Source organism: Megasphaera lornae, from assembly GCF_000214495.1.
Lineage (GTDB): Bacteria > Bacillota > Negativicutes > Veillonellales > Megasphaeraceae > Megasphaera > Megasphaera lornae.
This window is the reverse complement of the sequence record NZ_AFIJ01000039.1, coordinates 19226-30575: the sequence shown is the minus strand read 5'-3', so window position 1 is coordinate 30575 and position 11350 is coordinate 19226. Positions and strand designations below refer to the sequence as shown.

General features: G+C 46.0%; 19 protein-coding genes. All 19 read left to right on the top strand.

Translation table 11 applies throughout. The annotated features are described in order from the left end of the window. Window positions 1–147 precede the first annotated feature (147 nt). The 19 genes from HMPREF1039_RS06590 to rplE all read left to right on the top strand — a co-directional run bounded on the left by HMPREF1039_RS06590 (window position 148) and on the right by rplE (window position 11342). Complete coding sequence (locus HMPREF1039_RS06590) at window positions 148–393, top strand: ribosomal L7Ae/L30e/S12e/Gadd45 family protein (RefSeq protein WP_007391662.1); 246 nt, start codon at window positions 148–150, stop codon at window positions 391–393. A gap of 78 nt (window positions 394–471) precedes the next feature. Next, a complete protein-coding gene (rpsL, locus tag HMPREF1039_RS06585; protein WP_007391636.1) occupies window positions 472–843 on the top strand; it encodes a 30S ribosomal protein S12 in 372 nt (123 codons plus the stop codon). Window positions 844–888: 45 nt separating this feature from the next. After that, a complete protein-coding gene (gene rpsG, locus HMPREF1039_RS06580) occupies window positions 889–1359 on the top strand; it encodes a 30S ribosomal protein S7 (protein WP_007391698.1) in 471 nt (156 codons plus the stop codon). A gap of 31 nt (window positions 1360–1390) precedes the next feature. Beyond that, on the top strand, window positions 1391–3463 hold the full coding sequence (fusA, locus tag HMPREF1039_RS06575; RefSeq protein ID WP_007391713.1) for an elongation factor G: 2073 nt from the start codon (window positions 1391–1393) through the stop codon (window positions 3461–3463). Between the two features lie 32 nt (window positions 3464–3495). Then, the gene (tuf, locus tag HMPREF1039_RS06570) at window positions 3496–4683 is read left to right on the top strand and encodes an elongation factor Tu (protein WP_007391654.1); all 1188 of its coding nucleotides are present in this window, start codon (window positions 3496–3498) and stop codon (window positions 4681–4683) included. Window positions 4684–5027: 344 nt separating this feature from the next. Next, window positions 5028–5339, top strand: a complete 312-nt coding sequence (gene rpsJ, locus HMPREF1039_RS06565) for a 30S ribosomal protein S10 (protein WP_006791160.1) — start codon at window positions 5028–5030, stop codon at window positions 5337–5339. A 14-nt stretch (window positions 5340–5353) separates the two neighbouring features. After that, on the top strand, window positions 5354–5992 hold the full coding sequence (gene rplC, locus HMPREF1039_RS06560; protein WP_007391624.1) for a 50S ribosomal protein L3: 639 nt from the start codon (window positions 5354–5356) through the stop codon (window positions 5990–5992). A gap of 32 nt (window positions 5993–6024) precedes the next feature. Beyond that, entirely contained in the window at window positions 6025–6648 is a 624-nt protein-coding gene (rplD, locus tag HMPREF1039_RS06555; protein ID WP_007391690.1) for a 50S ribosomal protein L4, read from the top strand. Further along, window positions 6648–6932, top strand: coding sequence for a 50S ribosomal protein L23 (gene rplW / locus HMPREF1039_RS06550; protein WP_007391657.1), 285 nt, complete (start codon window positions 6648–6650; stop codon window positions 6930–6932). Before rplD ends, rplW begins: the two co-directional genes overlap by 1 nt. Window positions 6933–6963: 31 nt before the next feature. Further along, window positions 6964–7791 carry a 50S ribosomal protein L2 gene (rplB, locus tag HMPREF1039_RS06545; RefSeq protein WP_007391717.1) on the top strand — a complete coding sequence of 276 codons (828 nt, stop codon included), beginning with the start codon at window positions 6964–6966 and terminating at the stop codon, window positions 7789–7791. A gap of 22 nt (window positions 7792–7813) precedes the next feature. Continuing rightward, on the top strand, window positions 7814–8092 hold the full coding sequence (gene rpsS, locus HMPREF1039_RS06540; protein WP_007391640.1) for a 30S ribosomal protein S19: 279 nt from the start codon (window positions 7814–7816) through the stop codon (window positions 8090–8092). Between the two features lie 14 nt (window positions 8093–8106). Continuing rightward, window positions 8107–8442, top strand: a complete 336-nt coding sequence (gene rplV, locus HMPREF1039_RS06535; RefSeq protein ID WP_007391681.1) for a 50S ribosomal protein L22 — start codon at window positions 8107–8109, stop codon at window positions 8440–8442. 13 nt (window positions 8443–8455) lie between these two features. Then, window positions 8456–9127 (top strand): 30S ribosomal protein S3, encoded by a 672-nt coding sequence (gene rpsC, locus HMPREF1039_RS06530; RefSeq protein WP_007391664.1) that lies wholly within the window; start codon window positions 8456–8458, stop codon window positions 9125–9127. Beyond that, window positions 9127–9564 carry a 50S ribosomal protein L16 gene (gene rplP, locus HMPREF1039_RS06525; protein WP_007391744.1) on the top strand — a complete coding sequence of 146 codons (438 nt, stop codon included), beginning with the start codon at window positions 9127–9129 and terminating at the stop codon, window positions 9562–9564. The genes rpsC and rplP overlap by 1 nt, the downstream gene beginning before the upstream one ends. Then, a complete protein-coding gene (gene rpmC, locus HMPREF1039_RS06520) occupies window positions 9554–9754 on the top strand; it encodes a 50S ribosomal protein L29 (protein WP_007391634.1) in 201 nt (66 codons plus the stop codon). Before rplP ends, rpmC begins: the two co-directional genes overlap by 11 nt. Window positions 9755–9791: 37 nt before the next feature. Then, entirely contained in the window at window positions 9792–10046 is a 255-nt protein-coding gene (gene rpsQ / locus HMPREF1039_RS06515; protein ID WP_007391699.1) for a 30S ribosomal protein S17, read from the top strand. Between the two features lie 26 nt (window positions 10047–10072). Beyond that, window positions 10073–10441, top strand: coding sequence for a 50S ribosomal protein L14 (rplN, locus tag HMPREF1039_RS06510; RefSeq protein ID WP_007391728.1), 369 nt, complete (start codon window positions 10073–10075; stop codon window positions 10439–10441). 18 nt (window positions 10442–10459) lie between these two features. Next, window positions 10460–10777 (top strand): 50S ribosomal protein L24, encoded by a 318-nt coding sequence (gene rplX, locus HMPREF1039_RS06505; RefSeq protein ID WP_007391687.1) that lies wholly within the window; start codon window positions 10460–10462, stop codon window positions 10775–10777. 22 nt (window positions 10778–10799) lie between these two features. Continuing rightward, window positions 10800–11342 carry a 50S ribosomal protein L5 gene (gene rplE / locus HMPREF1039_RS06500; protein ID WP_007391614.1) on the top strand — a complete coding sequence of 181 codons (543 nt, stop codon included), beginning with the start codon at window positions 10800–10802 and terminating at the stop codon, window positions 11340–11342. The last annotated feature ends 8 nt before the right edge of the window (window positions 11343–11350 follow it).

Genomic DNA, 11350 nt, shown 5'->3' with positions numbered 1-11350 from the left:
ACACACGGAAAAGTGTAATAAAAGAGGCGGGTATTATGCAGATCTTCAGAAAAATACATTGACAGTATAACCGCAGAATGATACAATAATCCAGTATTGCATTATCTACAATACGGACTCGTGAATATGGGTGAGGAGTGATGTTTCGTGAGCTTAGTACTTGGTGCGGATGCACGGAAAACGGTAGGTGCCAAACAAACACTAAAAGCAATGAAACGAAACGAAACAGTACAACTGTATATTGCCAAGGATGCGGAAAAGGTGGTAGTTGCTCCGTTATGGCAATGTGCAAGCGTCATGGGCATACCCGTCGATACGACGTATTCCATGGTCGAATTGGGAAAGGCCTGCCGTATAAAAGTAAAAGCGGCGGCTGTCGGAGTGCTCAAATAATCTCGGTAATATCATCGGCGAGCAGGTCTCAACGGTGATTACATTATAAATCTAATTGTTTGGAAAGGAGGTGCCCACATGCCAACAATCAGCCAATTAGTTCGAAAAGGACGTCAGGACTCGATCAGCAAATCTACAGCACCGGCATTGAAAAATTGCCCGCAGAAGCGCGGTGTTTGCACGCGTGTATATACTGCCACGCCGAAAAAACCTAACTCTGCATTGCGTAAAGTTGCCCGTGTTCGTTTGACGAACGCTATCGAAGTAACTGCTTATATTCCCGGCATTGGTCACAATTTACAGGAACATAGCGTAGTATTAATCAGAGGCGGTCGTGTTAAAGACCTTCCCGGTGTACGTTATCATATTGTCCGCGGTGCCTTGGACACGGCCGGCGTATCCGATCGGCAGCAATCCCGTTCAAAATATGGCGCCAAAAAAGCTAAATAAGAGCTTGTGCGACCTTGATGACTTACGAAAAAGGAGGAATTAAACATGCCAAGAAAAGGCCCAGTGCCGAAGCGCGATGTATTGCCGGATCCGGTATACCATTCCAAATTGGTAACGCGCTTCATTAATAAAGTTATGTTGGACGGTAAAAAAGGCATTGCCGAATCTATTGTATATGACGCCTTTGATATTATCCGTTCTAAAATGAATAAGGAACCGATGGAAGTATTTGAACAGGCATTGAATAATGTTATGCCCGTATTGGAAGTTCGGGCTCGTCGTGTCGGCGGCGCCAACTATCAAGTGCCTGTAGAAGTTCGTGCGGATCGTCGCCTGTCTTTGGGGATTCGCTGGACCGTAGCGTATGCCCGGAAACGGGGAGAACGCACGATGAAAGAAAAGCTCGCAGCGGAATTGATGGATGCTTTTAATAACGCCGGCGCAGCTGTAAAGAAGAAAGAAGATACGCACAAAATGGCGGAAGCTAATAAGGCCTTTGCGCATTATCGCTGGTAGTTTTTTATAGTACTGGAGGAGTGAAACAATCGTGGCAAGAGAGTTTTCTTTGGAAAAAACAAGAAATATCGGGATCATGGCACATATTGATGCCGGTAAAACCACGACAACAGAACGTATCCTTTTCTATACAGGCCGAGTTCATAAAATTGGTGAAGTTCATGAAGGCGCAGCTACCATGGACTGGATGGCACAGGAACAAGAACGCGGAATTACCATTACTTCCGCCGCAACGACTGCACACTGGAAAGACCATCGTATTAACATCATCGATACGCCGGGGCACGTTGACTTCACGGTGGAAGTGGAACGTTCTCTGCGCGTGCTCGACGGTTCTGTTGCTGTTTTTTCCGCGAAAGGCGGGGTAGAACCGCAGTCTGAAACGGTATGGCGTCAGGCTGAACATTATCATGTTCCCCGAATTGCATTTATTAACAAAATGGATACAACCGGCGCGGATTTCTTGAATTGTGTACAAATGATGAAGGATCGGTTACAAGCCAATGCCGTAGCGATTCAATTGCCGATCGGTGCGGAAACCACCTTTACCGGGATTATTGACTTGGTAACCATGAAAGCGGAAGTGTATGAAGATACGCTCGGTAAAGAAATTGAAATCGTGGAAATTCCTGCCGATATGAAGGAACAGGCGGAAGAATATCGTCAAATTATGTTGGAAGCGGTTTGCGAAACCGATGACGAATTAATGATGAAGTACTTGGACGGCGAAGAAATCAGTACGGATGAAATTAAAAAAGCTATTCGACAGGCTGTCGTAACGAATAAATTATTCCCTGTACTTTGCGGTTCCGCATACAAAAACAAAGGGATTCAAATGTTGTTGGATGCGGTTGTCGACTATATGCCGTCGCCGTTGGACATTCCGCCCGTAGGCGGAACCAATCCGGATACGGGGGAAGAAGATACCCGTAAAGCGGATGACAATGAACCGTTCTCGGCTTTGGCCTTTAAGATTATGGCCGACCCCTTTGTCGGAAAATTAGCGTTCTTCCGGGTATATTCCGGTACCTTGCAGGCCGGCACTTACGTTTATAATTCGACCAAAGGAAAAAAAGAACGGGTCGGACGTATCTTGCGGATGCACGCCAATCATCGTGAAGAAGTGCAGGAAGCCTACAGCGGAGATATCGGCGCTATTGTAGGGTTGAAAGACACTACGACGGGGGATACGCTTTGTGATGAAAAGAATCCCATCATTTTGGAAAAAATGGAATTCCCGGAACCGGTTATTTCCGTAGCTGTTGAACCGAAAACCAAGGCGGACCAGGAAAAAATGGGTACGGCTTTATCCCGATTGGCGGAAGAAGATCCGACTTTCCGTGTGAAAACGGATGCGGAAACCGGACAGACCATTATATCCGGCATGGGTGAATTGCATTTGGACATTATTGTGGATCGTATGTCACGCGAATTTAAAGTGGATTGCAATGTCGGTAAACCGCAGGTTGCGTATCGTGAAACGATTCGTCAGGATGTTAAGGCTCGCGGATTTTTCAAGCGTCAATCCGGCGGTCGCGGACAATATGGTGATTGCTGGTTGGAATTGATTCCGCAGGAACAGGGCAAAGGATACGAATTTGAAAACAAGGTTGTCGGCGGGGCGATTCCGAAAGAATACATCGGTTCTGTAGAAGCGGGTGTTCGTGAAGCGATGGAAACGGGCGTATTGGCAGGCTTCCCGATGGTGGATATTAAAGTAGTAGTATATGACGGCTCGTACCATGAAGTGGACTCTTCGGAAATGGCCTTTAAGATTGCCGGTTCCATGGGGTTCAAAGAAGGTGCAAGAAAAGCCAATCCGGTTCTTCTGGAACCGTATACAAAAGTCGAAGTTGTCGTTCCGGAAGAATATATGGGCGATGTCATCGGCGATTTGAACTCTCGTCGCGGACGGGTGGAAGGTATGGAAATGCGCAGCGGCGCAGAACATATTAATGCCTTTGTACCGTTGGCGGAAATGTTCGGTTATGCGACGGATTTGCGTTCTAAAACGCAAGGCCGTGGTGTGTACACCATGACCTTTGACCACTACGAAGAAGTTCCGAAAAACGTAGCGGAAAAGATCATCAGTGAAAAAGGATAATATATTCTAAAAGACATTGGAGGAATTCTAACATGGCAAAAGAACATTATGAAAGAACCAAACCGCATGTTAACATCGGTACGATTGGACACGTTGACCACGGCAAAACTACCTTAACGGCTGCTATTACAAAAGTATTGTCGCAAAAAGGGTATGCAAAATTTGAAGATTATGCCGATATCGATAAGGCACCGGAAGAACGGGAACGCGGTATTACTATTAATACGGCACACGTTGAATATGAAACGGATGCTCGTCATTATGCACATGTGGATTGCCCGGGGCATGCCGATTATGTTAAAAACATGATCACCGGTGCGGCACAGATGGACGGCGCTATTTTGGTTGTTTCCGCTGCCGACGGCCCTATGCCGCAGACTCGCGAACACATCCTCTTGGCCCGTCAGGTCGGTGTACCGGCAATTGTTGTATACCTCAATAAAGCCGACCAGGTAGACGATCCGGAACTCATTGAATTGGTGGAAATGGAAGTTCGTGACTTGCTCAGCTCTTATGAATTCCCCGGCGACGATATTCCTATCGTTGTAGGCTCCGCTTTGAAAGCTCTGGAAGGGGATGCGGAAGCGGAAAAGAGCATTTTGGAATTGATGGCTAAGGTTGACGAATATATTCCGACGCCGGATCGACCGACGGACAAACCGTTCCTGATGCCTGTCGAAGACGTATTCACCATTACCGGTCGCGGTACGGTAGCTACGGGCCGTGTAGAACGCGGTACGGTTAAAGTCGGCGATACGGTAGAAATCGTAGGCTTGGCGGAAGAACCGAAACAGACAGTTGTTACGGGCGTGGAAATGTTCCGTAAATTGTTGGATTTGGCGGAAGCCGGCGACAACATCGGCGCCCTGCTTCGCGGCGTGGATCGTAAAGAAATCGAACGCGGCCAAGTATTGGCAAAACCCGGTTCCATTCATCCGCACACCAAGTTCAAAGCACAGGTATACGTTTTGACGAAAGATGAAGGCGGTCGTCATACGCCGTTCTTTAACGGTTATCGTCCGCAGTTCTACTTCCGTACAACCGACGTAACGGGCGTTATTCAATTACCGGAAGGCACGGAAATGTGCATGCCCGGCGATAACGTAAAAATGGACGTGGAATTAATTACGCCGATTGCTATTGAAGTAGGCTTGCGTTTCGCTATTCGTGAAGGCGGTCGTACAGTAGGCGCCGGTGTCGTTTCTGAAATCGACGCATAAATCGACTTACAGGATAGAGTTGCAGATATCTGCAACTCTATTTTTTTATTTTTTCAGCGGGAAGGAGGTCTGCTCGGATCGTCCGCATAAAACGGGATATGGCGAATATTTCATTCGGGCATAAAATACATGTGAAATCGGTCTGCAGGTTTTGCGAAAACAAGGAAAACATCGGAAAAAATCTTGCATGACACTTGCTTTTGTAGTAAAATATGTAAGTACGCGACAACAGGAAAATTATACCCTGTTCACCGTAAACTATGATATAAGATGTTGCCTGCCAAGCAGGGAAACTCTTATGGAGCAGTCTGTTCAAGGAAATAGACGTTAGGAGGAATTAAGTAATGGCAAAACAGGAAAGAATCAGAATTCGCCTGAAAGCTTATGATCACAAAACTTTGGATCAAAGCGCGGCGAAGATCGTCGACACGGCGAAACGGACAGGTGCTATGGTATCCGGCCCGATTCCGCTTCCGACGGAAAAGAACATTTTCACGATTCTGCGTTCTCCGCATGTGAACAAAGATTCCCGTGAACAGTTCGAACTTCGTACGCACAAGCGTTTGATCGACATTTTGGAAGCATCAAATAAGACCGTGGATGCGTTGATGCGACTCGATTTGCCGGCCGGCGTGGACATTGAAATTAAATTATAGGAGGAGGTGCGATTATGTCTAAAGCTATTTTGGGTAAAAAGTTGGGAATGACTCAGATTTTTACGGAAGAAGGTGCGGTCGTTCCCGTTACTGTCGTCGAAGCGTCCCCGAATGTAGTAGTACGTGTAAAAACGGTAGACACGGACGGATACAACTCCATTCAGATCGGCTATGGCGAAGTAAAAGAAAAACATTTGACAAAACCTGTTAAAGGACAATTTGCAAAAGCAGGCGTCAATCCTGTGAAGTATCTTCGCGAATTGCGTTTGACGGATACACCGGAATACACGGTTGGCCAAACTCTGGCAGCTGATATATTCGCAAGCGGCGATCTCGTCGACGTAATTGGCACCGGCAAGGGAAAGGGCTTTGCAGGTACGATTAAACGGCACGGTTTTCACCGCGGGCCTATGGGACACGGTTCCAAATCTCATCGTGAACCGGGCTCTCTCGGACCTATGATCAGCGGCGGCGGCGGTAAGGTCGTCAAAGGTAAAAAACTTCCTGGACAAATGGGCGGTAATCAAGCTACAGTATTGCATCTGTCTGTAGTGAAAGTGGACATGGATAAAAACCTTATTTTGATCAAAGGCGGTATTCCCGGGGCTAAAGGAAGCCTGGTAATGATCCGTGATACGGTAAAACCCCGCTAAGAGTTGTCATACAGGAAGGAGGATAAATTATAATGCCAAAAGTAAGTACGTATAATATTACCGGCGCTAAAACCGGTGAAATCGAATTGAACGATAGCGTATTTGGCGTTGAAGTAAACGAAGCCGTAATGCGTCAGGCATTGCTTCGTCAACTCGCCAATGAACGCTTGGGTACGCATTCCACGAAAACCAGAGGCCTGGTTCGCGGCGGCGGCAGAAAACCTTGGAAACAAAAAGGAACCGGTCGGGCCCGTGTAGGCAGTTCGCGCAGCCCCTTGTGGGTCGGCGGCGGTACCGTTTGGGGACCCCATCCGCGTTCGTATGCGCAGAAAATGCCGCGTAAGGCAAGAAGATTGGCTGTAAAATCCGCGTTGAGCGATAAAGTTAATACGAACGAATTGTTCGTATTGGATGAAATTAAGTTGGCGGCGGCTAAAACGAAAGAAGTCGTAGCCTTGATTAAGAACTTCCAATTTACGGGAGAAAAAGTTTTGTTCGTTACGGACAACGATGAAATTGTTATCCGGTGTGCACGTAATATTGAAGGCGTGAAAGCGATTTCTACAGAAGGCGTGAATATTTTTGATTTGCTCCATTATACGAAATTGTTCGTAACCAAGAGCGCTGTAGCGAAGATTGAGGAGGTGCTCGCGTAATGGATATGCATGATCTGTTGTTGAAACCGATTATTACTGAAAAAACGACGATGCTCATGTCTGACGGCAAATATACGTTCAAGGTACCTCTGCATGCGAATAAAATTGAAATACGCAAAGCGGTGGAAAGCGTATTTAACGTAAAAGTAAAAAGCGTAGCTACGATTCGCGTGCTGGGAAAAGTAAAACGTATGGGTAAATTCGAAGGCAAACGTTCGGATTATAAAAAAGCCGTTGTTACCCTTCAGGAAGGCGAAACTATTGAATTTTTTGAAGGCGCATAAGGAATAAGGAATTGAAGGAGGAGGCACTATAATGGCCATTAAATCATTTAAGCCGTATTCCGCTAGTCGTCGTTTTATGACAGTTTCTACGTTCGAAGAAATTACGACGTCTAAACCGGAAAAATCCTTGCTGGTAAAAGTAACCAACAAGGGCGGTCGTAACAACAGCGGTCGAATGACTGTTCGCCATCAGGGCGGAGGACATAAACGCCGCTATCGTTTGATTGATTTTAAACGTATTAAAGATAACATTCCCGCTAAAGTGGCGACGATCGAATACGATCCGAATCGCTCCGCGAACATAGCACTTTTGTTTTATGCGGACGGGGAAAAGAAATATATTATTGCTCCTAACGGCCTGAAAGTCGGCGATGTACTTTACAGCGGCCCGGAAGCGGATATTAAGGTGGGGAATGCCTTGCCGTTGGCAAATATTCCCTTAGGTACCTTGGTACATAATGTGGAAATGAAAATCGGCAAAGGCGCACAAATGGTGCGGTCCGCCGGCGAATCGGCACAGCTTATGGCTAAAGAAGGAAACTATGCGTTATTGCGGTTACCTTCTGGCGAATTGCGTCAAGTACATGTTCGTTGCCGTGCTACTGTGGGAATTGTCGGGAATACGGATTATGAAAACATTACGCTCGGTAAAGCCGGTCGTTCCCGTTGGAAGGGCGTTCGTCCCGGAAACCGCGGGGTTGTAATGAATCCGTGTGATCATCCTCATGGCGGCGGTGAAGGTAAAGCTCCTGTCGGCCGTAAACGTCCGGTTACTCCTTGGGGTAAACCTGCTTACGGTGTTAAGACGCGGGATGCTAAAAAAGCTTCCGGCAAGTTTATTGTGAAGAGACGTAAATAGGTATTGGAAAGGAGATAAATAAGTGTCCAGATCCGTAAAAAAAGGCCCATTTGTCGCCGCACATCTTTTGAAAAAAGTAGACGCCATGAATGAAGCCAATGAAAAGAAAGTTATTAAAACCTGGTCTCGTGCATCGACGATTTTACCCGGCTTTGTAGGGCATACCATTGCAGTTCACGACGGCCGCAAACATGTACCCGTATATGTTACGGAAGATATGGTAGGTCACAAGTTGGGAGAATTTGCTCCTACACGCACGTTTAAAGGACATGCCAAATCTGAAAAAACAACCGGTAAATAAGGGAGGTAACACTAATGGAAGCAAAAGCTGTTGCTAAACATATTCGCATTGCCCCCCGTAAGATTAGAATCGTAGTGGACTTAATTCGGGGGAAAGATGCGGCGGAAGCTCTTGCCATTTTGAAATTCACTCCGAAAGTGGGGTCGCGCGTAGTGGAAAAAACATTACGCTCCGCCATGGCAAATGCGGAACATAACAACGATATGAATATTGATAATTTATATGTTTCGGAAATTTTTGTAGACCAGGATGCGACGATGAAACGTATTCATCCCCGCAGTCGCGGACAGGCTTTTAAAATTTTGAAACATTCCAGTCATTTGACTGTTGTCGTAAAAGAAAGAGCATAAGGAGGGAAACGTAGTGGGTCAAAAAGTTAATGCCCATGGATTTCGGGTCGGCGTTGTAAAACCCTGGGATGCGAAATGGTATGCCGAAAAGGACTATGCAACACTTCTGAATGAAGACGTAAAAATCCGTGAATTCTTAAAGAAACAGTTATTCATTGCAGGCGTTTCTCGTATTGAAATCGAACGGTCTGCTAAACGCATCAAATTGATTATTCACACTGCAAAACCGGGCATGGTTATCGGTCGTGGCGGTGCCGGCATTGAAGATATCAAAAAAGCGTTGAAACGCTTCACATCCAAAGCTGTGGATGTTAATATTGCCGAAATTAAACAAGCCGAACTGGATGCCACCCTGGTTGCGGAAAACATTGCCGGGCAGTTGGAACGTCGTATCGGCTTCCGTCGTGCTATGAAGCAATGCGTAGGGCGTACCATGCGCATGGGGGCTAAAGGAATTAAAATTATGTGCTCCGGTCGTTTGGGCGGGGCGGAAATTGCCCGCAGCGAAAGTGTTCGTGACGGCTCTATTCCTTTGCATACACTTCGCGCCGATATTGATTACGGATTCGCGGAAGCGCATACTACGTACGGTTGTATAGGGATTAAATGCTGGATTTATAAAGGAGAAATTTTACCGGAAGCGAAACAAGCTCCGCAAAAGAAACGCGAAGGGAGTGAAGCGTAATGTTAATTCCGAAACGAGTTAAATATCGCAAGCAATTCCGCGGTCGTATGAAAGGGAAAGCATTGCGCGGTAATAAAGTGGCACACGGCGAATTCGGCTTAGTGGCTGCTGAACCGTCCTGGATCACGAATCGTCAAATTGAAGCCGCACGTATTGCCATGACACGGTATATTAAACGTGGCGGTAAGGTTTGGATTAAAATTTTTCCGGATAAACCGATTACGGCAAAACCCGCCGGCACTCGTATGGGTTCCGGGAAAGGGGCACCGGAATATTGGGTAGCTGTTGCCAAACCGGGACGTGTGCTTTTTGAAATGGGCGGCGTATCGGAAGAAGTGGCTCGTGAAGCTATGCGTCTTGCCGGCCATAAATTGCCGATTAAAACGAAGTTTGTTGTCAGAGGTCAGGAATTAGGTGGTGAACAAAATGAAGGTTAAAGAAATCCGTAATCTTAGTGCTGCCGAAATGAATGAAAAAGTGGTTAGCTTGAAAGAAGAATTGTTTAACCTCCGTTTTCAACATGCGACCGGCCAATTAGAAAATCCAAAGCGTATTCGTGAAGTTAAAAAGACTATTGCTCGCATTAAAACGATACAGCGCGAAGCGGAACTGAACGCGCAGGCATAAGTTTTTTATTGGAATCTAAAAGGAGGTCACAGCACAGATGGAAAGAAATGAACGGAAAATCCGTGTAGGCAAAGTCGTCAGCGACAAGATGGACAAAACCGTGGTTGTTACTGTCGAATATAAAACACAGCATAAACTGTATAAAAAACCGATTATTTCATCGGTAAAATTTAAAGCGCATGATGAAAACAATGAATGCCGGATCGGTGATATTGTGCGTATTGAAGAAACTCGTCGTCTGTCCAAAGATAAACATTGGCGAGTTGTTGCAATCGTAGAAAAAGCTCAGTAAGCTTGGATAAATTAGGAGGTTAAGCCATGATTCAGCAAGAAACTATGTTGAATGTTGCCGATAACACCGGTGCTAAAAAACTTTTGTGCATTCAGGTCATGGGCGGCTCGTATCGTAAATATGGCAACATTGGTGATATCATTACGGCATCTGTTAAAGATGCATCACCCGGTGGCGTTGTCAAGAAAGGCGACGTAGTAAAAGCTGTTATCGTTCGTTCAAAGAAAGGGTTACGGCGTGTGGACGGGTCCTATATTCGGTTTGACGAAAATGCAGCAGTTGTAATCAATAATGATAAAAGTCCTAAAGGTACTCGTATTTTTGGGCCGGTTGCCAGAGAATTGCGTGAAAAAGACTTCATGAAGATTATCTCCCTGGCTCCGGAAGTATTATAAGCGGAGGGGGTGTTCTCAATGGGTAAAATGCACGTGAAAAAAGGCGATACAGTGATCGTTATTGCCGGCAAAGAAAAGGGCAAAAAAGGTAAGGTAATTGCAGCATTTCCGAAAAAGGAACGTGTCGTTGTAGAAGGTCTTAATCTTGTAAAACGTCATACCAAACCGAGCCAGAACAATCCTCAAGGCGGCATCATTACGAAGGAAGCGGCCATTCATGTTTCCAACGTTATGCTCGTAGATCCTGAAAGCGGCAAACCGACTCGTGTAAAAATGGTTCAGCAAGCCGACGGTACTAAAGTGCGGACTGCCGTAAAGAGCGGTAAAGCTATCTAATTCAGAAGGGAGGGCCTTGAGAGTGTCCAGATTAAAAGACAAATACCTTTCCGAAGTGGTGAAAGGATTACAGGAAAAACATAATTATAAAAATGTCATGCAAATTCCGAAGGTAACAAAGGTTGTTATCAACATGGCGGTAGGGGAAGCGGTAACGAACTCCAAAGCGTTGGACGGCGCCGTGAATGATATGACGATTATTTCCGGACAGAAGCCGATCATTACGAAGGCGAAAAAATCCATTGCCGCCTTTAAGATTCGTGAAGGCATGAACCTCGGTTGCAAGGTAACCTTGCGCGGAGAACGCATGTATGAATTTCTTGATAAGCTGATGAACTTGGCATTACCCCGGGTTCGAGATTTCCACGGTGTGAGCGCTACCGGCTTTGACGGTCGCGGTAATTATACGTTGGGGTTGAAAGAACAGCTTATTTTTCCGGAAATCGAATATGATAAAATCGATAAAGCCCGCGGTATGGATATTACCATCGTAACGACAGCAAAAACGGATGAAGAAAGCCGTCATATGTTAACGTTGATGGGCATGCCTTTTGAAAAGCAATAAGGAGGATT

Coding starts and splice junctions, on each gene's coding strand:
- rplN (WP_007391728.1), top strand. CDS start 10,073: ATGATTCAGCAAGAAACTATGTTGAATGTTGCCGATAACACCGGTGCT.
- rplC (WP_007391624.1), top strand. CDS start 5,354: ATGTCTAAAGCTATTTTGGGTAAAAAGTTGGGAATGACTCAGATTTTT.
- rplP (WP_007391744.1), top strand. CDS start 9,127: ATGTTAATTCCGAAACGAGTTAAATATCGCAAGCAATTCCGCGGTCGT.
- rplW (WP_007391657.1), top strand. CDS start 6,648: ATGGATATGCATGATCTGTTGTTGAAACCGATTATTACTGAAAAAACG.
- rpsJ (WP_006791160.1), top strand. CDS start 5,028: ATGGCAAAACAGGAAAGAATCAGAATTCGCCTGAAAGCTTATGATCAC.
- rplV (WP_007391681.1), top strand. CDS start 8,107: ATGGAAGCAAAAGCTGTTGCTAAACATATTCGCATTGCCCCCCGTAAG.
- rpsL (WP_007391636.1), top strand. CDS start 472: ATGCCAACAATCAGCCAATTAGTTCGAAAAGGACGTCAGGACTCGATC.
- rplD (WP_007391690.1), top strand. CDS start 6,025: ATGCCAAAAGTAAGTACGTATAATATTACCGGCGCTAAAACCGGTGAA.
- rpsQ (WP_007391699.1), top strand. CDS start 9,792: ATGGAAAGAAATGAACGGAAAATCCGTGTAGGCAAAGTCGTCAGCGAC.
- tuf (WP_007391654.1), top strand. CDS start 3,496: ATGGCAAAAGAACATTATGAAAGAACCAAACCGCATGTTAACATCGGT.
- rpmC (WP_007391634.1), top strand. CDS start 9,554: ATGAAGGTTAAAGAAATCCGTAATCTTAGTGCTGCCGAAATGAATGAA.
- rplX (WP_007391687.1), top strand. CDS start 10,460: ATGGGTAAAATGCACGTGAAAAAAGGCGATACAGTGATCGTTATTGCC.
- rplB (WP_007391717.1), top strand. CDS start 6,964: ATGGCCATTAAATCATTTAAGCCGTATTCCGCTAGTCGTCGTTTTATG.
- rpsG (WP_007391698.1), top strand. CDS start 889: ATGCCAAGAAAAGGCCCAGTGCCGAAGCGCGATGTATTGCCGGATCCG.